Origin of the sequence: Candidatus Protochlamydia sp. R18, assembly GCF_000648255.1 — a bacterium.
GTDB classification, from domain to species: Bacteria; Chlamydiota; Chlamydiia; order Chlamydiales; family Parachlamydiaceae; genus Protochlamydia; species Protochlamydia amoebophila.
Map to the genome: position 1 here is coordinate 34,045 of NZ_BASL01000752.1, position 22,867 is coordinate 56,911.

Here is a 22,867-nt window from a genome sequence, read left to right on the forward strand (position 1 = left end):
TCATGCTTGAATGTAATGTTGTACAGTTAAAGAACGTTCCTATTTTAACCCAGTTAAAATGGGAAGAAGCTTTACTACGTACAAAACACGACAACTGGTGTTTAATTAATCAAGGCTCACCGCCAGCCGTTGTTTTAGGGATTTCTGGGCGTGTTGATGAGTTAATTAATTTAGATTATTTCTATCAAAACCCAATTCCTTTGATTCGTCGTTTTAGTGGAGGAGGAACAGTGGTGGTGGATGAAAATACCATTTTTGTCACCTTTATTTGTCATGCTTCACAATTATCTATTTCTCCTTTCCCTCAACATATTATGCAATGGACAGAAGAGTTTTACCGTCCTATTTTCCCAACTCACCCATTTCAGCTAAAAGAAAACGATTATGTTATGGGCCTAAGGAAATTTGGAGGTAATGCGCAATCGATTACTAAAAATCGGTGGTTACATCATAGTTCGTTGCTTTGGGACTTTTGCTATGATAAAATGCAATATTTATCTCTTCCTAAAAAAAGACCTCATTATCGGAAAGATCGATCCCATTTAGATTTCCTTTGTTCGTTAAAAGATTTTTGTTCCGATCAATCAAAGTTCCAAGATCAACTCTTGAATAGACTCGAACAGAAGTTTTCTCTAAATCATTGCTCCATTAATGATTTAGAAGAAATATCTCAAATTCCTCATCGTCACATAACTCAAGAGATTTTTTTAGATTTTTTATGAATTTTTTTATCATAAAAAATGTTTCCCTTTTTACTATTAATCCTAAATAGTTTTCATTAAGGATTAAAAGTCTATTGACCTGCTTTTGCAATTAGATTAAATAAGAATTAAAGAAGCCATCGCGTCTAAAGATTAATAACCTAAACTTTATAAATAATTAAAAAAATCTAATCAGGAGAAAAATATGTTTTTAGAAAATATTTCTATAAATTATACCACTATTTTTTTTGCGGCAATGGCCTATTTTATATTAGGAACTATTTGGTATTCTCCAGCTATGTTTGGGCACCGTTCTAAACGGTACGAAGAAGTTATTAATCCACCGATTAAACAAACATCGCTTGCATTAGCTTATATCGGAGAATTATTAATTTCTTTTTTTATAGCTTACACTTTGGCTATCTTTATACAAATCACGCAAGCGAAAGATTTTCTAGAAAAGATTGTCGTCGTTATCTGGATTTGGTTTGGTTTTGTGGCGACAACGCATTTTTCACCGGTACTTTGGGATAGAAAAACCTTAAAAAGTTTTTTCGTTCATGCAGGTTTTATGTTATTTGGATTTTTATTAATAGGGTCGCTCATTTCAATTGTACATTGATTTAAAAATTGTTTGTTTAAAATGATTTTGGTTAGCTTATAATTGGGCGTATTTTATCACCTATAAATAATGTAGATAGGTTGCTTAATACTTTCCAAAACTCAAGTAACAATTAGCCAAAATTCTAAACTTTGTATTTCTTTATATAAATGGGATTTAAAATTCATCGGAAAAATTAATTTAAAATGTTTTTTGCGAGAATCAATTTGCATGAATTTCTAAAAAATATTTTAATGACAATAGAATAACAAAACAAAGGAGTGATGTTATGGTTCAAGGTGATAAATCGAGTTATACGAATAAACAAAAAAGACAAGCAGAACATATTGAAGAAAGCTATGAAAAGCGTGGTGTGAGTGACAAAGAGGCGGAAAAACGCGCTTGGGCTACAGTTAACAAGTTAACTGGTGGCGGCTTAAAAGGTGGGGCAAAAAAATCAAGTTCATCAAAAGCAGCAAAGGCTAAAAAAAGTGCAACAGCTAAAACAGCTACCAAAAAGGCAACAGCGACAACAGCAAAAGGAGCCACAGCAGCTAAAAAACCAGCTGTAAAGAAAGCAACAACTTCTGCAGCTAAAAAGCCTACTCTTACAAAAAAAAGTCCGGCAGCTAAGAAAGCAGCACCAGCTAAAAAAAGTGCCCCTGTAAAAAAGGTATCTCCAGCAAAGAAAGCCACAACAGCTAAAAAATCGACAATAACTTCTCCTCGTACTAATACAATCAAGAAAACGACAGCGACTAAAAAAACGTCGGCAAAAACGGCTTCTAAAAAAGCACCGGCGAAAAAGGTTGTAACAGCAACAGCAAAAAAAAGCTCAGTCACTAAGAGGAGCAGTACTAAAAAAACAACACCGAGCAAAAAATTTTCTAAGAAGGGTATTTTAAGCTCTATATTTTCTTTTTAAAAGATATTGTTTTCTTCTAAGTTTAGTCGCTTAAAGGATATCGCTTTTAAGCGACTTTTTTATTTTTTTAATTTACTTTCCAATTGAAGATATTGCAACTTGCGTTCAATTCCCCACCGATATCCAGATAAGTTTCCGTCTTTTCTAATAACTCGATGACAAGGTGTCACAAGAGCTAAAGGATTAGCCGCACAAGCTCCTCCTACAGCACGAACAGCTTTTGGCGAGTTAATTTTTTTTGCAATTTCTGCATAGCTAGATGTTGTTCCAATTGGAATTTCTCTTAAGGCTTTCCAGACAGATCTTTGAAAGAGAGTTCCTCTTTCATCCAAAGTAAAGTCTATTTTTTTGAGAGGATTTTCCATTAACTCAATAATTTGAGAAAGTATGTTTTTTGTTTTGTAATCATCATGAATTAAATGAGCTTGAGGAAAACGAGCTTGAAGAAGTAATTGAAGTTCTGCAGGATTTTCCCCTAGAATAACTGCGCAAAGCCCTACTTGGCTTTGAGCAACAATGACTTGTCCAAAGCTAGAATTACCGATAGAAAAAAATATTTGTTCTACATGTTTGTTATGCATGTTTTATCCCTCTCTTTAATGTTGTTCTAACAAGAATATCTAATTTTATACTTTAAGACTCGCCATTTTAGGTCATCAAATCTTTTAACCCTTTCCTAACTTTAATGTCCGAAAGTGGCTAGAAAATTTTTTGAAAACCTTTTATCATTAAAAAGATGAAGATAGAACAAAAAATGTATTTTAAAGCTTATCTTTCCCGCGATGCACGTTTTGATGGGATTTTTTATGTGGGAGTCCTTTCTACTGGAATTTACTGTCGGTGTATTTGTCCTGCGAGAAGACCAAAAGAATCAAATTGTCGCTTTTTCAAAAGTACAGGGGAAGCTGAAAAAGAATTTTTTCGACCTTGTTTGCGCTGTCGTCCAGAGCTAGCACCGGGTCTGTCCCCAGTAGATGATGCTCATCGCCTTGCCAATCTTTTGATTTCTTCTATGCAAGAAGGATTGTTCGATGAATTAGGACTTGAAGATATTGCCTTAAAATTCAATTTAAGTTCTCGTCAAATTCGGCGGGTCATTCAGAAAGAATTTGGTGTCTCACCGATTCAATTATTGTTAACTCGCCGGTTACTTTTAGCAAAGCAGTTATTGACGGATACCGATTTGAGTGTGATAGATATTGCTTTTGCTAGTGGATTTTTTAGCTTGCGTCGTTTCAATGATGCTTTTAAAAAGCATTATCGCATGCCTCCCAGCCAATTAAAAAAAGAAGATCAACGAAAGAAAACTTTTTTTTCTTCCGCATACATTACGCTGCAATTGAATTATCGTCCTCCCTATGATTGGATAGGTTTTTTAAATTTTTTATCTATTCGTTCTTTAAAGGGAATAGAGCTAGTTAAAAATAATTGTTATTTACGTACTGTACAGATTAGAGAGTATAAAGGTTGGATTCACGTTTCTCATGTAGAGGATAAACATTGCCTAAGAGTCAAAATTGATTCTTCTTTAGTTCCTGTGCTAGCGATATTATTAGAGCGAATTCGCAATTTTTTTGATTTAAATGCTAGGCCTGATAAAATTTCTGTCCAACTTGGGCAAGATCCCTTTTTAGCAGAAGAAGTGGCAAAAAATCCAGGTTTGAGAGTTCCTGGAACATTTGACGGATTTGAGCTAGCATTTAGAGCTATTTTAGGGCAACAAATTACTGTCAAAGCAGCCACTACACTCGCTAGTCGATTTGTAAAAGCATTTGGTGAGGAATTTAAAACTCCCTTTGCAGAGTTGCATTATTTATGTCCAAGTTCTCAACGCATTTCTTCTTTAAAGTGGGAAGAAATTGCGACTATTGGAATTATTCGTGCAAGAGCTCAAACAATAATTGAATTAGCCAAACAAATGTCATCAAACACTCTTAAATTAGAAGCAGGCGTTAATCTGAGTTTGACAATTAAACAATTAACATCGATAGCAGGGATTGGCCAATGGACGGCTCATTATATTGCTTTACGGGCTCTCCAATGGCCTGATGCATTTCCAAAAGAAGATGTGGCATTGCGAAAAAAACTTGGCAAAGTAACGGCGAAGCAAGCGGAGAAATTATCACAAGTGTGGCGTCCATGGCGCAGCTATGCAACGTTGTACCTGTGGCAAAAAAAGGACTAAAATAGCTGATTCAAATTTAACGAACTTTAATTAATCATCTAGTTGTTTGAGAATTTTTTCCAAATTTATTCCTTTACCAAGAATTGGTTTGAATAAATCACCTACTTTTTGAAATCTTTTTAAACAATTTTTTATAGTAAAATCTGTTGGGCGAAGACCAACTTTCACTTCTTTCCATGACAAAGGGGTAGAGACAGGGGCTTCAGGTTTGGGGCGAACGGAATAAGGAGCAACGACGGTTTGTCCAAAATTGTTTTGTAAATAATCAAGGTAGACTTTGTTTTGTCTATTTTTAGGGTTTCTTTCTAAAGAAGTGAGATCTGGTATTTTTTCATGAGCTAAGTGAGCGATCAATTTGCCAAATTGTGTGGTTTCTTCAAAAGTATAACGAGCCCCCATCGGAATATAAATATGGAGTCCGGTAGCCCCAGAGGTTTTGCACACGTGAGGGATGTCTAATGGATCCAAGATGTGGTGAATTCCTTGAGCGACTTCAATGACATGATCAAATGAAATGCCTTCAGGATCCAAATCAAGGATTAAATAATCTGGATAATGCAAAGATTGCCTTCGAACATTAAAGGGATTTAATTCAATACATCCTAAATTGATTACATAGAGTAAACTTTGCTCATTATTGATGATAATATAGTGTACCTCTCTTTCTTCATGAGAGATGGTTTCTATTTGAACCCAATTGGGTGCATGAAGGAGATCTTTTTGATAAAAACCAGGCTGACCAATTCCATTTGGATAACGATGGAGCGTTTCTGGTCGATCTTTTAAATAGGGCAAAATTAAAGAAGATGCCGATCGATAGTACTCAAGCAAATCTCCTTTTGTATACCCTTCTTGGGGCCAATAAACTTTATCTAAATGCGTAAAAGATAATTCCGTATGGATGCTAGGTTTTATTTTTTGTTGTTTAGAAATGGAAGGAGTTTCTTGTAAAATTTTTTTGACTTTTACTTCCTCTTCTAGCACAACTTCTTGTTTTTTTTTATCTTCGCGAAGATCGATAAAAATCGCTTGTCTCATGATTTTTTCTTTTGTCCATTCAGCAAATTGGATTTCGCAAACTAGCTCAGGTTTTACCCACGTGGTTGGTTGATGAAGCTTGGGAGGAAAAGAAAAAGGGCAGGTTTCTTGAGGTTTTAAGAGATCACGCACATAAGTTAACGATTTTTGATCGAATCCACTGCCTGTATGGCCCACATAAAGCAATTCATTATCTTTGTAGACTCCTAAAAGTAGAGATCCGAAATGCTCTCTGGAACCTTTCGGAGTTGTAAAGCCACAAATAATTGCTTCTTGTCTTTGATGAGTTTTAATTTTTAGCCATTTTTTACTGCGCGTGGATTGGTAGGTACTATCAATTCTTTTAGCTACAATTCCTTCAAATCCAGCTTGAGAAGTCACTTTAAAAAAGGCTTTTCCTTCTTGAACCAAATGTTCACAAAAACGAATGCGGGGATTTTTTGGTAGAATTTGTTTGAGCAGCTCTTTCCGCTGTAAAAGGGTTAATTCTCGTAAATCGTTATTTTTTAGGTAGAGAAGATCGAACACGTAGTAAACTAAAAATCCTTCTTGGTTTTTTAGGTAATTTTGAACGAGTTGAAAGCTTGGTTGTCCATTTTCATTTAAAACGACAATTTCTCCATCTAAATAAGCATCGACTGTCATTTCATTTAAGGCTTTTACAATCGGATCAAATCGTGAGTTAAATGAAAGATGATTACGAGACCATAAAAAAACGGATTGGTTGTGAATTTGAGCTAGCGCCCTGTATCCATCCCACTTAATTTCAAATAGCCAGTCGGGATGGTCAAAAGGTTTATCGACCAAAGTGGCAAGCATGGGTTTGATTATTTGTGGCATGGTCGTTTTTTGGGTTTCTTTTTGAATAAGGATCGAATTACGCGTTTTTCTGGGATTTTTACCAGTTGTTTTTGGATCTGGAGAAATGATTCGTTGAGATAAAACAGATTCATTTTTTTCGAGAATGGATACTTGAGAAGCATACTCATCACTTTTCTTAATGAGTAACCATTGCTTGTCATCGCCTTGAAATCGAATAAGAGAAAATTCGCCTTTAAGTTTGTGCCCATTTAAAACAAATTTTAAATGTCCTTTTTTTAAACCTTGTCTTATGAATTGTTCGGACTCTTTTTGGGACTTTGCTCCTAGAGCTGAATAATTACCTTTATCCCAAACGATAACTTCTCCTGCTCCATAATTTCCTTTTGGAATAGTTCCCTCAAAATTATGATAAGAATAAGGATGATCTTCAACTTGAATGGCTAAACGTTTATCATTGGGATTGAGAGAGGGCCCTTTAGGAATAGCCCAACTTTTAAGAACTCCGTCTAATTCTAATCGGAAGTCATAATGTAAATGAGAGGCGTTGTGCATTTGCACGACGAACAAAAGGCTTTGAGAGGAATGTTCTTTAGTCTTTTCGTGTGGTTCAGTTGTCTCGTTAAAGTTTCGTTTATTAAAGTATTCTTTTAATCCCATATCACCTCCAAAATTATCTAAGCAATTTTTTTGTTGACGGTATCTATAAACTTTCTTTCAATATAGTCATAATATCTTTGACAAGAGTAAGTAATGTTGAGTTTTTTTGTGTGAACTTTTCTTTCCTTTGACTTTATCTGCAATAAAGTCTTTAAGTTCCTTTGTATACGTTATCCTAATAGTCTTCGTGATGAAAATGGGAAATGAGTTGATCAAGCGATGAGTTTCGGGGCTATTGCGACTTCTTTATTCGTATTTATCCCGCTTTCTAAAATATGTAAAACTATAGGATTTTCATTTCATTCAAGTAGCGCCATTGATTTAATACCAACAAATTCTCGTAAGGCTTAACGATAGCAATATATTCTCGATTATGTAAAACAAATTTTCTAAATCGAGAGTTTAGCGACGCAGATCCAAATGTGTTGTAGCTGCTAAGAATTTAAAATGCGCTAATCCAGCATCGGTGAGCTCATAGCAATTAGCCAGATCTAGATGCTGCAAAGCGACTAAGGGCCTCAAATGCACTAATCCTGCATCGGTAAGGTAAGAGCATTCACTCAAATTTAAATGCTGTAAAGCTACTAAGGACGTCAAACGTGCTAATCCATCATCGGTAAGTTTCCAGCATTGCATTAAATCTAGATGTTTTAAAGCGATTAAGGGTATCAAATGTGCTAATCCAGCGTCTGTGATATTTTCACAATTTGTTAAATTTAAATGTTGCAAAGCGACTAAGGGCCTTAAGTGCGCTAGTCCTGCATCGGTAAGTTTCCAACATCGCATTAAATCTAGATGTTTTAAAGCGATTAAAGGTTTCAAATGCACCAATCCTGCATCCGTGAGATCACAACCAATCAGATTCAAATGCTGTAAAGCGACTAAAGGGGACAAATGTGCTAATCCGACGTCCGTGATTCTGAAACATTCCGTTAAATCTAGATGCTGCAAAGCCGTTAAGGATGTCAAATGCGCTAATCCTGCATCCGTAAAATTCCAGCATCCTTGGAGATCAAGCAATTTTAAGTTTTTACAATTTTTTAAAGCTAAGAGATGAGCATCTGTTAAGTCAGCATTGTTTGAAAAATTGAGTGCTTCTATCTCATTCGAGAAGTGATTTATAATCCTTTCAAACTCTGCTAACTGAGAGGTCTGGTTTAATAAGGTGCTCACAACGGTAAACTCTAAATAGCTTTTCAAAGGGTTTAATCGACATTGCTGCGCAAAATTTAAAAGCTCTTTTAATCCGAATAAACTCTCTTTAGTGGAGCTAAAGGGTTCAAGTCTTTGTGATTTGTACCCATCAATTAACTGCTCTTCTAAGTTTTTCACTACTTCCGTTAATTCATAATAATCGGCTAGTTGAATAGAAGAAGGAATCTCTTCCAAAGGAACTTTAACGTTAGCATCCATGACGCAATTCAGCAGATGCATAAACTCCTTTTGTGTCAAAGCGAGAGGATGTTGCAGGGTTTCTTGAAAATTTCCTGACCAAAGAGTCTTAAAATAAAGGGATTTTTCTCTTAACATGGCTAACTGAGAATGAGAAATAGTCAGAAAAATTCCTTCTTGAAAACTTAGTTGAAGTTCTTCAGATGAAGATGAAAGATCGGGAACTTGAATCATTGGCGCATTAGTTTTTTCTAGATTATCCAAAGAATTGGCTAAGGAGTTAACTTCATCTCTAGGAGAATCGCTAACTTCTTGAGATTGATAGTCAGAAGGGGTCATTGTATTGACAGGATAACTATAACTTAGGTTAGAAATATTCAAAATGACCATCCAAATGAGTTAAATAAATTTTAATTGATAGATATTTTAACAAAATGACATATAGCTAAAAATCATTGCAAGAGTAACCTGAATTTTGGCTTTTCAGCTTAACTTTGTAAATGCTGCTAATGTCTTCCGTTGCCGAAACCTTGCCGAAAGGGATTTTTGGGAAGCTAGTTGTTGACAAGAGGGGTTATTTCGAAAGCACTTTCACAGTAAATAATTCATTAAAAAATATTTCTTAGATTGAATAGACACACCACAGAAATGCCGAACCAACCTAAAAAGCCATCCATTAACTTAGCAGAACAACATCGCCTATTATTAAAGGCTACCTAAAAATCCAACATTCAGGTTAATTTTATTAAATAGCACCCCAAAGAAGAAGTGTAATTATTAGAATGTTTAGGACTTTTTGACACGAGCAAGAGCCAGACCGTCTAATCTTCCTTCTCGTACAAGAGTGGGAATGAGGACTGTTTCAAGTTTTGGATGAACAGCCAAATAATCATTAAAAGCATAAATGGTTTGAGCTTCTTCGTGATTTGGGTAACCGACATGCTTACCTTTCGGGATGAGATTATCAATTAAAATCAATGAACCAGGTTGAGATAAATGAATAGCCCAATCTAAATAAAGGACATTGTTTTCTTTATCTGCATCAATAAATACAAAGTCAAAAGAGGCTAAATTCTCCGTTGCAATTTGAGCTAATAAATCTACCGCATAGCCTTGCCGAATTTTAACGAGGTGACTTAACTCAGCTTTATGGAGATGCTCTTGAGCAATTTGGCAATACTGGGGGTTGGCTTCGATTGAAATCATATATCCTGTTTCTGGTAATGCTCGAGCTAACCAAACTGTACTATATCCACCCAATGTGCCAATCTCTAAAATATGTTTAGCTTGCAGAGTTGAGGCTAAAAAATTAAGGAGCTTACCTAGATAAATAGGAATTTGAATGGAAGGAAGGCCTTTAATAACCGAGTTTTGACGTATGTGATGTAAGACCGCATCTTCTTGTCCAAACCGTCTGTCTAAATACTCTCTTAACTCTTCAGGATTTGGATGATTTTTATTCATGGAACAGTCTCAAATTTAACTTCATATAAGTAAGGCCATAATTTTCCAGTTAAGTAAAATGTGTGAGTTAACTCATTGTAAGCAATGCCATTTAAAACGGATTCGTATCCAAGACTTTGTTTGATTTTTTTAGGTAATAATTGAGAGGCATTAATGATACCATTGACGATGCCTGTCTTTTTATCTAATCGGATGATATAATCTGCATTCCAGACATTTGCATAAATATACTTTTCCACGCAGATGAGATCATTCAAAAACTTCACGGGTTGTCCATTCCAGGTAACTGGGATCGTTTTTTCAATGGTAAAATCCCGGGGATGACGTTTCACGAGTTCAGAAGATCCATTACTCATATAAAAAGAATCATCTTCTTTATCATAGCAAAGACCCCAACCCTCTCCTTCATAAGTGATTTGCCGTATTAAACGAATAGGATTTATTTGATAAATAAGAGCAATTCCTTCTTTCCAGGTCAATTGGATAAGTTCTTGATGGTTTAAAGTAATACCTTCTGCAAACAGGTGACGAGGAAGCAAATACTTTTGAATTGTTTGTCCTGTTGAAGGATTTATTTCTTTTAAACAAGATTGTCCGTAAAGCCCAGTGCTTTCATATAGTTTATTTTGATAGAATACTAACCCTTGGGTAAACGCATTTGTATCGTGTGGGTAGGTTTGAACAATGACTAGATTTAATATTTCAACTTTTTGATTATCAAAACTGTATAGAGAAAATTTCCATAATAGAACTAAAATAATTAAAAATTTTTTAATATAAAAATTTATTTGTTTTGTTTTGTTTACTTTTCTATTTTTAGGGTGTGGAATGGTAATTTCATCTGTTTTCATATCGTTTTTAATAGAGCCGCCTGTTTAATGAATGCCATTTAACAAAAACTTCTTCACATTGTTTTGACGAATCTGGATCAAATATAGCTAGAACCTCTCTTTTTTCCGGGGGTAGCAATAATTGTTCGTAAAAAAAAGCGTCGTCAAATCCATATTGGGCAGCACACTCTTTTTTTACACCTATATACACTTTTTCAATTCGAGCCCAATAAATAGCTGCCAAGCACATGGGACATGGTTCTGCGGTCGTAAATAATGTACATCCTGATAAAATGTGAGTCTTTAAACGACGAGCAGCTTCGCGAATACAATTCATTTCTGCATGGCAAGTTGGATCCTGTTCTTTCAACACAGTATTATGTGTGACAGCAAGTATTTGGCCTTGTTTGTCGACAATACAGGCTCCAAATGGGCCACCCTCATCTTTATCAATTCCTTCATAAGCACTTTCAATAGCACGCCTCATATAATCAAACATATCTTCATTCTCGAATTAAAAAAATTAATGATGAAAATCCTTAGTTTGACTAAGGTTCTCTCTATTCCTCTATATTTAGACATTTTCTTAATGATATTTTAACATATTTTTAATCAATATTTGATTAACAGCTGTTAATTTACAATAGTATTTGATTAAGTTTAAAATATTGATTTTTCTTATATCTAAAAGTAAAAATAGAGATTAAACAAAAGTTACATAATGAAAAATATATATATTTTGCTCTTTCTATTTAGCTTAGGGGTAGTAGCGCAGTCATTTCTCTATCAACACCAACCCACTTTATTTCCCATTGTTGACGCTCCTTTAAATTCTGAAAATCACTTACCAAAAAAATGGAGAAGCACAAAGCAAATTTCTCAATTAGTTGGAAATTATGCTAATTTAAAAGGTTTGACTCAACTTCATTTATCTGGTAGTGGGCAATTTTCTCAAGAAGATTTAGAAAATATGTCTCGAGAAATCAAGGGGAAAGCGTTTGTTCTTGATTTAAGAGAAGAATCACATGGTTTTATCGATGGAACACCTATCAGTTGGACTGATGGCTTGAACTATGGTAATGTGGGTAAAACTCTTCGTCAAATCGAACTAGATGAGCAAAAACGATTGAAATTAACAGCTCAAAAAGGATCTATTATTGTTGATTTATCAAAAGATTTAGGCGAGAATTTTCAAAAATTTTTTGTTAGGGAAGTGAAGACAGAGAAAGAATTAGTAGAATCTTTTGGCTATACATATATTCGTTTGCCAATCACAGACCATCATCGACCGGTTGATTCTGTTGTCGATCAATTTATTGAAATTGTTCTAAGCCTTCCTGCTGATTCTTGGATTCATTTACATTGTAAAGGAGGAAAAGGGCGTACAACAACCTTTATGACTTTATATGATATAATGCATAATGCTCAAACTGTCGGATTGAATGATATTTTGTCTAGACAAACATTGTTAGGTGGAGCAGATCTTGTTCAAGCCGAAAAAAATGAAACTTATAAACAAAAACCTGCCAAAGATCGTATCGAGTTCATTCGAGCTTTTTATACTTATTGCCGGGAGGTTCCCAATTTTGAAATGACTTGGTCTGATTGGGTTCATCAAAAACAATTAGTTGCCTATCAGACTTCTTCTTCTAACTAATTATTTCTAAGTCAAAATTATCGAAGCATCTCAAAAAAAATTTAAAGTTATTCAATTTTCTAATTCGTCTAAAAATTTTTGTTTAAATATCTTATTAAAAAATATTAACTATAAATGAGAAAAACATTTAATTTTTTTTAATTTTAATTTTTATAATATACATAATAACAATTAATTATTAATAGAGTTTGATTTATGGATTATTATGATTTATTAGCTATAGCTACATCGGCAGAAAAAAATAGCTTTGTGGTTAAATTCGCTGCATTATGTGACAAAATAGGATTATTACAATTTCGACAGATCCGGCATTTTTTTTCTATCAGCTTTACTAATATTCAGAAAATCAATGAGTATTTTATTCAAAAACATCAAGATTTGCGCCGAATTAAAATAAGTAAAATTGCTGGAGAGGACGAATGGAATAGAATGTGTAAAAGGTGGAAGGTGTCTATTTACAAACACGATCACCTTATTATCATGCTTGACCAATTATTTAAGCACCGGATGGAAGGCTCTCCCCATGTTGCTTCACCAAATAATGCAGACTTGCAAAGGAAACTTGCGTCGATTAATCCCGATTTATTTCAATGGGGTGTAGAAACATTAAATAAACGTACTCAACTAATGCAAGATCATTTAGCTCATATTCCTGGCTATAAACAAATTGAAAATCAGCTTCAAATCGATGGAGTGACTTATCAAGTTGTAACTTCAGAAGTCACTCAATTTGCAGAACCTGAAAAACCTCTTGTTTCCTGTGGTTCATCTGCAAGCAGAGAAATGATTTTATTAGATCCTCAAAATTCTCCTGTACTCAATGACAAATACAATCAATTTGAACAATTGATTATGAAGTTTATGCGAGCTAAAGGTAAGCCTAATCTTTCTCCTAAAGAGCTTTTGATACTCACAAATTATTTTATGTCTACTATTGTCTTTCCTAAAGATTCATTGGCGAATGAAAAAATTAACAAGCTAGTAACCAATTCTCAAAATGATGCTGCTATATATAAAATCAATTCCCAACCTTGTATTCCTATTGATGTATTTATTGTTAATCAAGTAGGGGTCTGCCGGCATCATTCGCTAGTGGCTGCTTTCTTTTTAGATAAATTTATTCAAACTCATCCTGATATTGGTTTCACTGGCAAGGTTCAAATTATGCGTGACGAGCTTGTCAAAGATAATCGAGTAATCGGAGCCCATGCTTGGATAACTTTGGGCTTTAACAATGATCAGATTTTGTTACTAGACTCTTTAAATGGATTTTTAGGGGATTTAAATGAGGAAAGTTTTCAGAAAAAAATCCGAAAAGTATTCGGAGACAAAGCGATTCGTCACCAATTAGAAAAAGCAAAACGAATGTTGCAAAAAGGCAATGGTGAAAGAGTGGTTAATTAATTCAATACAGCCACAGTCTAGAAAAGTTTTCTAATTACCAATAAATTCGCCAAGTTCCATCTGCCCGGATCGCATGTCCTTGTAAAGTGATGCGACAATCAGACTCATTAAATCCTTTGGCTGGAGCAATTTGGTGGATAAGCAAACCGTTATGTAAGACCATTTTTCCGACTTCATACTCTATATAATGGCTTGGAATGTCTTTAACAGCTTGCGCTGGATTTAAAAGATCTTGCGGATCGTAGGGTTTATCCCAATAATTTAATCCACCTCCTTGTTGAGGTAAGGCAAGAGCTAAAGTAAAACTTAAAGGGTTAGACCAATCTACTTCTTTGTAATGGCTCCAATTTGCTTGTTTAAATTGAAGATCGAAATGGATTTTGCCACCTTGTTTAACAAATTCTGGGCAAGATAAAAAAATATGAAAACCAGGGAGTGCAAGAGAAGACTCATACATCACGTCGCTTTTTAATTCTTTTTTTAAAATGTCTAAGATCCGATCATATAAGTCTGAAAAATGAAGCATGAGAAAAAGATTATTAGATTCAATTTTTTTATCGTAAACTGTAAGTTCGATGTTTTTATCTAAATAAAGGGCAGCACCCAAGGTGTAAAAACGTTCTTGCCTTTTGCTCCAAAAAAAACGCAATTTTTCAATTTTATGTAGTATAGCTTCTGTTTCTGTTGAATTTAAAACAGGGATAGGTAACAGCATAAAGTTTCCTTTGTAGAATTAATCTAAATATCTAGAGACCATTCTGAATAAATTTTTACGACTAATAAGAAGTTTTTTAGAGAGACACGAATTGTTTGTTTTTTCCAATATCTGGTATAAGGATTACTTTTCTTCTTTAGGTCTTTTTTATGTTTACTATCATTTCAAAAAAGTTTCCATTCATTTACAAAAAAAATTTATTATTATTATTTTTTTTGTTTGTTTCATTAAAGGCAGAAAATACTGTTCCTAAGCTTGAAGATTTAACTTTAGAAGAAAAAATTGGTCAATTATTAATCGTTCATTTTCGAGGGGAAGATTGTAATAAAGAAGCTCTTCAAATGATATATGAAGCTCATGTAGGAGGAATTATTTATTATCCATGGTCAAATGGTTTAAACTCTCCTCTTCAAATACAACATTTAAGCGCCCATTTACAAGCTGCGGCATTTCAAAAAAAAAATAAAATCCCTTTATTAATTTCAGTGGATCAAGAAGGGGGAGTTGTCAATCGTTTAACCAAAGGGATGACTCTCTTTCCTGGTAACTATGCTTTAGGTCAAACGAAGGATCCTCAATTAGCCTTTGAGTATGCGAGTGCGTCAGCAAATGAACTTCTAGCGATGGGAATCAATATGAATTTGGCTCCTGTTATAGATGTCAACACGCAACCTTGTAATCCAGTCATTGGAATTCGCTCTTTTAGTACTTGTCCAGATGAAGTTGTTCGATTTGGTTCAAAAGTAGTTGAAGGATTTAACAAGGCTGGATTGATTGCAACTCTAAAGCATTTTCCTGGCCATGGTGATACAAATTCCGATTCGCATCATACTTTGCCTATCGTTGACAAAACGCTTGTTGAATTAGAAAAAGTCGAACTTGTTCCCTTTAAAGCCCTCGCTTCTCAAACACCTGTTGTCATGACTGCTCATTTGCTTGTTCCTGCACTTGATGCTTTGAATTGCGTAACATTTTCGAAATCTGCGATTGATGTTCTAAGAAAAGAGGTCGGAGAAAAAGGAATCATTTTAACAGATTCGCTTGTCATGCAAGGGGTGTTGCAAGATGGCAAAACTGTAGAAGAAGCTGCTTTAAAAAGCTTACAAGCAGGGCATGATCTCTTACTACTAGGAGGTAAACGACTTTTAAATGAGTCTAGCGAGTTTGAGTTGGAAGCTAAAGACGTTTTAAAAATTCACCAATTTCTTGTTAATGCAGTTAGACAAAATCTTATTTCTGAAGCGAGAATTGATATCTCGGTAAAAAGGATTCTTGCTCTTAAGGAATCCTATCATCTTTTTCAATCAAAAGAAGAGGATTTACAATTGAGGAGGAGAGAACTTTCTCTTCAAAAAAATCAAGCTTTGGCAAAAAAAATTGCAGAAAAAGCCTTGAGTAATCTAAATGAAGATTTAAAAATTTCATTTCAGAATCCAAGGATTACTTTAATTGCACCTGACATTTTAAAAGAAGAATTAAAAAAAACAGATTGGTTAACATCTAATCAAAATGTGCAAGTCATTTTGTTTGACGCCAATTTAAAAGAATTTCAAACCGTTTTGGAAAAGTGTCAAGAAATTAATGTTTGTGTATTCTTTTTTTACAATCATAAAAAATATCCGAATCATTTAGATTTCTTCAACTTTATTAAAGCTCATAAAAATAGCGAAATGATCGCTGTCGTTGTTGCCGATTCCAATATCCAACATGATTTGGCAGATGTGACCCTATATACTTACAGTCCTTGCGCGGTTTCACTTCAATGTGCTAAAGAATATTTAATGACAATTTTTGAAGAATAAAAGGAGAAAATGAAAGAAGTATTGTTGCGTCTATTACTTTTAATGTTTTTCATCTCTTTTAATTGTTCTGGTTTGGCAGTAGTCATTAATCCTGCTTTTTCAATTAATCCTGATGAAGCCCAAAAAATGGGAATGCTAATTTGGAAAAACGAATGTGGGGCTAAGCAAGAAGGTCTTACAAGTTGGAATAAAGGAGAGGAATTTGCATCAGTTGGAATAGGTCATTTCATTTGGTATCCACCTGGGAAACAAGGTCCTTTTAAAGAAATGTTTCCTTCTTTATTAATTTACTTACAAAAGCACGGAATCCTTTTACCCGAATGGTTAAAGGTAGCGCAAGGATGCCCTTGGCAAACACGTCAAGTCTTTTTGGATGCCCAAGAAAGTACTAAAATGAAAGAATTTCGTCAATTATTAGTCGATCACATTGATTTGCAAATTTGTTTTATGGTTGAAAGGCTTTCTTACGCTCTTCCTATTTTACTTAAACATGCAAAACTTGAAAAACAAGATCAAATCTCTAAACAATTTCATCGTTTAGCTCAAACTTCTAATGGATTGTTTGTCCTTCTTGATTATCTCAATTTTAAAGGAGAGGGAATTTCTTTTCAGGAATGCTACCAAGGGCAAGGGTGGGGATTATTGCAAGTATTGGAAAGAATGCAAGGAAGCGAACAGGGAAAAGTTGCTATTGAAGAATTTGTATGTGCCGCAAAAGAGATACTCAAATTAAGAGTTCAAAATGCTCCCATTGCAAGAGGTGAGCAGCGCTGGTTAAAAGGTTGGTGTAATCGAATTGATTCTTATTTACAAGTTTCACTAAAATAAAATTTTTTTTCTAAACTAGAATCGTATAAAAAAATGTTTTTTAAGAAGTCTATTGACGACTATCCTGGAGTCTGTTTATTATAGAAGCACTTAATATGTAATCTCAGAAATAAAGTGATAAATTCAAACATTAATTGAGAATTTATTTTTTATCATGGGTTATCTCTAGTTTAAATTTTGAACCCTCATAGGTATAAAATGGCCAACTCTGTAGATCTTAGCCACGTTGATGAATCAACTAATTTCCTAATTAAAAATTGGAGTGTTGCTTTTCAAGTGTTAGCAGCTTCTTTTTTTCTTGCTCTCTGTGCTCAAATAAAAATTATACTTCCATTTACGCCGATTCCATTAACAATGCAAACGCTAGCGGTGATGATAATTGGAGTCACACTAGGAAAGAGAAATGGGGTATGGGCGATTTTAGCTTACTTTGCTGAAATAGCGGTTGGTATGCCAGTTTTATCCAATTTCGAAATGAATCCTCTGGTTTTCTTTGGTCCTAAAGCTGGGTATATTTTTGGATTTCTTGCCCAAGTTTATTTAATGGGATGGGCTGTAGAAAAAATGAAAAAACATCACATTCAGTTTCTCGCTTTAATGGGTTTTGTGGCTTGTATTACGCAACTTGCGATTGGAGTATTAGGTTTAGCTCCTTTTGTGGGTTGGAAAAATGTGATAATGATGGGATTTTATCCTTTTATCGGGGGTGAAATGTTAAAAATTTTCTTACTTTGTATATTTCTTAAAACTTTAAGAAAGCCTATTTGATAATAAAATTGGGACCCTTCAAGCCTTTCTTATTTAGTTGAAATAAAAAAGGCTGTGGGTCATTTATTTCCTAGAAATCGAGCAATGTATCGTTGACTCTAAATATTATGCTATTATAAAATAAATTATCCGCCGTTTTTGTTTTAGCGTCTATTATAGATAAAATAAAAAAGAGAAATTTTAAATTAAGGATGTTATATGCAACGAAATAATCTATCCCGTTTTAGGCCGTTAATTAATTCCTCTTCTTTAATTTTTCTTCATCATTCCCACCCTTGTTTTCATTAAAATTCTTGTGAATTTCGTTTGTTTTGTTAATTAAAATTTTCCATTCAAATTTTAAATGTTTTTGAAAGCGTAAAAATTTAAAAATAGATTTAAAAAATCTACTTGTAAATTTTTAAAGTTCTTATTCCATACAAGTTTTTTTATGACAGGCACCAAATGAATACGTCTATTTTTATTAGTCTTGTAGTGATTATCCAAATTATCTGTTTCTTAGCAGGGAAAAAAGCCACACAAAATTTAAAAAATCAACAAGATTATTTTTTAGCAGGAAAAGATGTTTATTTTTTTCCTTTATTGATGACTTTTATTGCCACCCAAATTGGAGGAGGATTGATTTTAGGGTCGGCAGAAGAAGCATACCGTTATGGTTGGGGAGTGTTATTATATCCTCTCGGATCATGCTTAGGGTTTGTTTTATTGGCAATGGGAATTGGAAAAAAAATGGCTCAGTTTCAAGTTTCTACTGTTGCTCAACTATTTGAGATTGTCTATCAATCGAAATTTTTAAAACAAATAGCCTCTCTTCTTTCCATAGTTTCCCTCTTTATGATTTTAGTTGCACAAGTCATTGCTTCTAAAAAATTCATGGTCAGTATGGGTGTCGACCAACCTGTGTTTTTTATGGCTTTTTGGGGATTAATTATTATTTATACCGTGATGGGTGGTTTGAAAGCAGTTGTTTCCATTGATATTATTCAAGCATTATTTTTTATCTGTGTGTTTGTTGGAGGTTTTTTCTTTGTTTTGATCAGCCAAGAATCTACATGGGCGCTCTCTTGGAAAAATGGTTTTGATGCTTTTGCGGGAGACCCTTATGCATCTAAACTCAGTGGATGGCTATTAATGCCTCTACTTTTTATGGTCATAGAACAAGATATGGCACAACGATGTTTTGCAGCAAAATCCCCAAGCATTGTCACAAAAGCTGCGGCTTGTGCGGCTATTTGTACATTTGGAATTAGTATTATCCCTATTTTTTTTGGAGTATTAGGAAAGCAAATGGGTCTTTCTATTCCCAGTCATTCTAGTGTTTTTATAGAAGTTTCTAAAACAATCACCAATCCCACCTTTGCTGCTTTTTTAGGATGTGCTGTGCTGATGGCTATTATTTCAACAGCCATTTCTCTTCTCAATGCAATCAGCTCGAATTTAAGCCAAGATTTTGACTTTGTCACTTTAGACAAAGTGGATGGGGTTAAAATTTCGAGATTATTAACAACGGCTATAGGGGTGGCCGCATTTCTTGCCTCATTTGGTTTTGGCGAAATTGTTGATTTGTTAATACAAAGCTACGAACTATCTGTTTATTGCTTATTTGTACCTGTTTTTGCGGCTATGTTTAATAAAAAAGGATCTTCATCTGCAGCTTTTTTAGCGATGGGATTTGGTGCGATTGGATTTTTTCTTTTTCGTGATTTACAAATAAATTTTCTTAAAGAAATGTCAAGTATTGGCTTGTCCGCAATTGGAATGGGTCTCGGTTTTTTTTGGGATAAAAGGCAGGTGAAATCTCAAGTTTTTTAATCGTGGGAGGCTTTTTTCTCCCTGCTTTTTAAGGTTAGAAGCCAGCTTTATTTCTTAGATAATAATTTACCTTAACTACCTGACAAATTTGTGAGACGGTTAAATTTCCCTATACAAAGTGATTAGATATCTTGTAAAAGAAGGTATGGATAAGCTGAATTGGAAATTTTCCTGCTGAAAGTTGAAATTTTTGCTTTTGTAAATCAAAAGAGAAACTCTAATTGAAGGTAGGATATTCTAGGAGGAACGTATGGTATTTTTACAAAGATTAGGAACGTTTATTTTTTGCTTTAGCAGTTACTTTCTCTTCTCTTTATCTGCAGAAACGCAATCGCAAAAAATTGATGATGAAAAATGGGAAGAAAAAAGAGAAGAATGGTGGCAGCAACAAAAACGAGATCAAGAAAAAAAAGAAGAGATTAAACGCGTGCAAAAACAAGTTGATGAAGCACGGCAGGAAGATCAAAGAATTCAAGAAAAGATGGATGAGTTACATCGTGAAGAGTTAAAAGTACAAGCCAACGTGGATGCTTCTCAACGTCAACAAAAACGCGTTCAACAAAGAAGGGATGCTGCAAATCGACAACAACAACGAGTCGTCAATCAAATGTTTCAAAATAAGCAATTAGACGACCGTCTTTATGAGCAAAGACGAGAAGATAGAAGGCGTGCAGATTCTAAAAGATAAGAAAAACACATCTTTTTTAACGCTTTAGCAAAGCTAAAAAACGAGTTTCCTATTTTCAGAGTCTATCGATAGATAATTTGCTTTCTGCTATCTTGTCTATATGCTGCCGTTATCCCTAAATAATAAGTGATAAAATATTCAGATTAAACTTCTTAGCAATTTATTATTCTTTTATTTATGGCACTTCGAAAAATCATTCACATAGATATGGATGCTTTCTATGCTTCTGTTGAAATGCGAGATGATCCTTCATTAGTTTTAAAGCCAATCGCGGTAGGGGGTGATCCAGATAAACGAGGAGTTATTGCAACAGCCAATTATTTAGCTCGTAAATTTGGAGTACGCTCTGCTATGCCCTCTTGGAAAGCTAAACAGCTTTGTCCAGATCTAATTATTTTATTTCCTGATTTTGATAAATATAAACGAGAAAGTAAAGCTATTCATGAGATTTTTCATCTATTTACAGATTTGATAGAACCTCTTTCTTTAGACGAAGCTTTTTTAGATGTGACAGATGTAGATGCCTTAAGAGGCAGTGCAACGTGGATCGCGCAAGAGATTCGGCAATTAATTTGGAAGGAAAGAGGATTAACCGCGTCTGCTGGAGTAGCTCCTAATAAATTTTTAGCTAAAGTGGCAAGTGATTGGCATAAACCAAATGGTCAGTTTGTGTTAACACCTAAAGAAGTTGATGCTTTTATGGTCCATCTTCCTGTTGAGAAGATTTTTGGAATTGGCCATGTCATGGCAAAAAAATTACACAGTTTAGGATTAATGAATTGCGGGGATTTACAGACACTTGACATGACAACTTTGCAAAAACTTTTTGGAAACCGTGCTTGGAATCTTTATGAGCTATGCCGAGGAATTGATCATCGTTTTGTCATATCAGATCGTATTCGAAAGTCATTAAGTGTAGAGTCCACATTTTTGGAAGATTTAAATAATTTGGAGCTTTGTTATCAAGAGATTCCAAATTTGATAGAGAAGTTGATGATTCGATATGAGAAAATTTCTAATCAATATTATAAAAAAAAACCTTTTATCAAGATCAAGTTTGCAGATTTTACAACTACTACGGTCGAAAATACTTTTTTTAAAACATTTGATTTAGAAACTTATCAAACGTTAATTCGAATAGGATGGGAAAGAAAAAAAGCGCCTGTTCGACTTCTGGGACTCGGAATGAGTTTAAGTCTTGAAGAAGAGATTCAATTAACACTTTTTTAATGGCTATTTTAAAGAGTTATCGTATAGATCATTTCTTTCTTTAATTTAAAAAATTTGCCTTAAAAGCCATCAAAGAGGATAAAAAGGGGGAGGGGAGTATTTTTATCCTGAAAACTTTAAATTAAAAAAATGAAAAATCAGACAATTAAAAACTCGTAGGCAAAGGTTTAGTCATATCTCACTTTCTTTTTACTTCTGTATCCGTTGCGATTGAACATCCTGAAAATGGCAGATCAAATTTCAGTTGCCATTTAGATGCTTGTTAATGATCGATCAGAATGCTCAAGTGACCTGTGTAATACTTGTTTGCCGAGGGATGGTTTTTAGTGTGGGGGAGATCACCATTTGATTATTAAAAAATTGCTCGTAGACTCAGACAATCAAAGAAATTGGTTATGAAAATCCCGAGTTAGGATTCGATTATCAATCTTGTGGCGTAATAACCTCTCTCAGTAAGCAATCCCAAGATATTGCCCAGGTCGCGTTAATGAAGCATTTGGTTCTTTTCTTACCAGGAACAAGGGGCCGGGAAATCAGAGGATTATGTATGGCTATGCTCTTGTAAGTAAACTGTGCATGAAGAGACAAAAGAGAAAGCTAAAATATTTATGACCAGATGCCAAATCTCAAGTGACTCTTGAATATGATCAAAATCATTAACCGATTCGAATTCATATCATTGTTATTTCAACCCGACATTTTGAGGAAGTTAGACAAGAGGAGCTAATTTTAGATATAAAGCAACTCATTCGAGATGTTGTACCCTCTTATCTCATCGATGAAAATACTCTTTTTTATTAATTCAACAGGTCGTTTCGTGATAGGAGGGTCCGCAAGTAATCGTGATTTAACAGGTCGAAAAATTGTTGTAGATACTTATAAAAGAAGGGGAAGGTATGGTGGTGGCGCATTTTCGAGAAAAGTTTCCTTTAAAGTCGATCGTTCCGCTTGTTATGCTGCGCGTTATATAGAGTAAAATGATTGTGGCTGCTAAATTGGCTCGACGTTGTGAAGTGCAGTTATCCTATGCCATTGAAATTCTTTACCCTATCTCGATAAAAGTAGATACTTTTGGTACGGGAACTGTCAGTGAAGCAGAGTTGAATCGCATTATTCCTCTAATTTTCGACTTGACTACAAAAGGAGTTATTCAAATGCTTAATTTAAAGCGTCCCATTTATCGTCAAAAAGCTTACGAAGGTCATTTTGATCGTGAAGGATCTGACTTTACCTGGGAAAATAGATCGTGTTGCTTCCTTATTAAACAAAATTAATTAAAAATAATTAATTTTATTTTTAAATTTAAATGTAATAATTTTTTTTAATTTAATTAGAAAAGGGAAAAATT

Annotated in this window: 21 protein-coding genes; 14 read left to right on the forward strand and 7 right to left on the reverse strand. The window is 34.2% G+C overall.

Annotated features, from left to right (window positions below; translation table 11 throughout):
* Window positions 1–2: 2 nt before the first annotated feature.
* From TY19_RS25590 to TY19_RS25600, 3 genes are all read left to right on the forward strand, one after another.
* The gene (locus tag TY19_RS25590; protein WP_042282009.1) at window positions 3–722 is read left to right on the forward strand and encodes a lipoate--protein ligase family protein; all 720 of its coding nucleotides are present in this window, start codon (window positions 3–5) and stop codon (window positions 720–722) included.
* A gap of 184 nt (window positions 723–906) precedes the next feature.
* Complete coding sequence (locus TY19_RS25595) at window positions 907–1,323, forward strand: DUF1761 domain-containing protein (protein ID WP_042282010.1); 417 nt, start codon at window positions 907–909, stop codon at window positions 1,321–1,323.
* A 268-nt stretch (window positions 1,324–1,591) separates the two neighbouring features.
* Entirely contained in the window at window positions 1,592–2,227 is a 636-nt protein-coding gene (locus TY19_RS25600) for a hypothetical protein (RefSeq protein WP_042282011.1), read from the forward strand.
* A 59-nt stretch (window positions 2,228–2,286) separates the two neighbouring features.
* On the opposite strand, the gene TY19_RS25605 is transcribed toward TY19_RS25600, so the two are convergent.
* Entirely contained in the window at window positions 2,287–2,808 is a 522-nt protein-coding gene (locus tag TY19_RS25605) for a methylated-DNA--[protein]-cysteine S-methyltransferase (protein ID WP_042282012.1), read from the reverse strand.
* Window positions 2,809–2,981: 173 nt separating this feature from the next.
* Here TY19_RS25605 and TY19_RS25610 point away from each other — a divergent pair, with 173 nt between their 5' ends.
* Window positions 2,982–4,412, forward strand: coding sequence for a DNA-3-methyladenine glycosylase 2 family protein (locus TY19_RS25610; RefSeq protein WP_042282013.1), 1,431 nt, complete (start codon window positions 2,982–2,984; stop codon window positions 4,410–4,412).
* Between the two features lie 30 nt (window positions 4,413–4,442).
* On the opposite strand, the gene ligD is transcribed toward TY19_RS25610, so the two are convergent.
* From ligD to TY19_RS25640, 5 genes are all read right to left on the reverse strand, one after another.
* Window positions 4,443–6,929, reverse strand: coding sequence for a DNA ligase D (gene ligD / locus TY19_RS25615; RefSeq protein ID WP_042282015.1), 2,487 nt, complete (start codon window positions 6,927–6,929; stop codon window positions 4,443–4,445).
* A 402-nt stretch (window positions 6,930–7,331) separates the two neighbouring features.
* Window positions 7,332–8,702, reverse strand: a complete 1,371-nt coding sequence (locus TY19_RS25620) for a BTB/POZ domain-containing protein (protein ID WP_052354886.1) — start codon at window positions 8,700–8,702, stop codon at window positions 7,332–7,334.
* Between the two features lie 405 nt (window positions 8,703–9,107).
* Window positions 9,108–9,785 carry an O-methyltransferase gene (locus tag TY19_RS25630; RefSeq protein WP_042282018.1) on the reverse strand — a complete coding sequence of 226 codons (678 nt, stop codon included), beginning with the start codon at window positions 9,783–9,785 and terminating at the stop codon, window positions 9,108–9,110.
* A complete protein-coding gene (locus tag TY19_RS25635) occupies window positions 9,782–10,636 on the reverse strand; it encodes a glutaminyl-peptide cyclotransferase (protein ID WP_052354887.1) in 855 nt (284 codons plus the stop codon). The genes TY19_RS25630 and TY19_RS25635 overlap by 4 nt, the downstream gene beginning before the upstream one ends.
* A gap of 7 nt (window positions 10,637–10,643) precedes the next feature.
* Window positions 10,644–11,114 carry a nucleoside deaminase gene (locus tag TY19_RS25640; protein ID WP_042282020.1) on the reverse strand — a complete coding sequence of 157 codons (471 nt, stop codon included), beginning with the start codon at window positions 11,112–11,114 and terminating at the stop codon, window positions 10,644–10,646.
* 222 nt (window positions 11,115–11,336) lie between these two features.
* On the opposite strand from TY19_RS25640, the gene TY19_RS25645 reads away from it, so the two are divergent.
* Entirely contained in the window at window positions 11,337–12,272 is a 936-nt protein-coding gene (locus TY19_RS25645) for a phosphatase domain-containing putative toxin (protein WP_052354888.1), read from the forward strand.
* Between the two features lie 195 nt (window positions 12,273–12,467).
* Window positions 12,468–13,676 carry a hypothetical protein gene (locus TY19_RS25650; protein WP_042282022.1) on the forward strand — a complete coding sequence of 403 codons (1,209 nt, stop codon included), beginning with the start codon at window positions 12,468–12,470 and terminating at the stop codon, window positions 13,674–13,676.
* A gap of 34 nt (window positions 13,677–13,710) precedes the next feature.
* Here TY19_RS25650 and TY19_RS25655 read toward each other — a convergent pair whose 3' ends face one another.
* A complete protein-coding gene (locus TY19_RS25655; RefSeq protein ID WP_052354889.1) occupies window positions 13,711–14,391 on the reverse strand; it encodes a hypothetical protein in 681 nt (226 codons plus the stop codon).
* A 149-nt stretch (window positions 14,392–14,540) separates the two neighbouring features.
* Here TY19_RS25655 and TY19_RS25660 point away from each other — a divergent pair, with 149 nt between their 5' ends.
* The 8 genes from TY19_RS25660 to TY19_RS25695 all read left to right on the forward strand — a co-directional run bounded on the left by TY19_RS25660 (window position 14,541) and on the right by TY19_RS25695 (window position 22,793).
* Window positions 14,541–16,193, forward strand: coding sequence for a glycoside hydrolase family 3 protein (locus tag TY19_RS25660; protein WP_052354890.1), 1,653 nt, complete (start codon window positions 14,541–14,543; stop codon window positions 16,191–16,193).
* Between the two features lie 9 nt (window positions 16,194–16,202).
* A complete protein-coding gene (locus tag TY19_RS25665; protein ID WP_052354891.1) occupies window positions 16,203–17,021 on the forward strand; it encodes a hypothetical protein in 819 nt (272 codons plus the stop codon).
* A 198-nt stretch (window positions 17,022–17,219) separates the two neighbouring features.
* Window positions 17,220–17,789: a biotin transporter BioY gene (locus TY19_RS25670; protein WP_052354892.1), complete on the forward strand. Its 570-nt coding sequence runs from the start codon at window positions 17,220–17,222 to the stop codon at window positions 17,787–17,789.
* 444 nt (window positions 17,790–18,233) lie between these two features.
* Window positions 18,234–19,601 carry a sodium:solute symporter family protein gene (locus tag TY19_RS25675; RefSeq protein WP_042282024.1) on the forward strand — a complete coding sequence of 456 codons (1,368 nt, stop codon included), beginning with the start codon at window positions 18,234–18,236 and terminating at the stop codon, window positions 19,599–19,601.
* A 250-nt stretch (window positions 19,602–19,851) separates the two neighbouring features.
* A complete protein-coding gene (locus TY19_RS25680) occupies window positions 19,852–20,289 on the forward strand; it encodes a hypothetical protein (protein WP_042282026.1) in 438 nt (145 codons plus the stop codon).
* A gap of 177 nt (window positions 20,290–20,466) precedes the next feature.
* Complete coding sequence (gene dinB, locus TY19_RS25685) at window positions 20,467–21,519, forward strand: DNA polymerase IV (RefSeq protein WP_042282028.1); 1,053 nt, start codon at window positions 20,467–20,469, stop codon at window positions 21,517–21,519.
* Between the two features lie 754 nt (window positions 21,520–22,273).
* Window positions 22,274–22,495 (forward strand): methionine adenosyltransferase domain-containing protein, encoded by a 222-nt coding sequence (locus tag TY19_RS25690; RefSeq protein WP_052354893.1) that lies wholly within the window; start codon window positions 22,274–22,276, stop codon window positions 22,493–22,495.
* Between the two features lies 1 nt (window position 22,496).
* The gene (locus tag TY19_RS25695; RefSeq protein ID WP_052354894.1) at window positions 22,497–22,793 is read left to right on the forward strand and encodes a methionine adenosyltransferase domain-containing protein; all 297 of its coding nucleotides are present in this window, start codon (window positions 22,497–22,499) and stop codon (window positions 22,791–22,793) included.
* Window positions 22,794–22,867 lie beyond the last annotated feature (74 nt).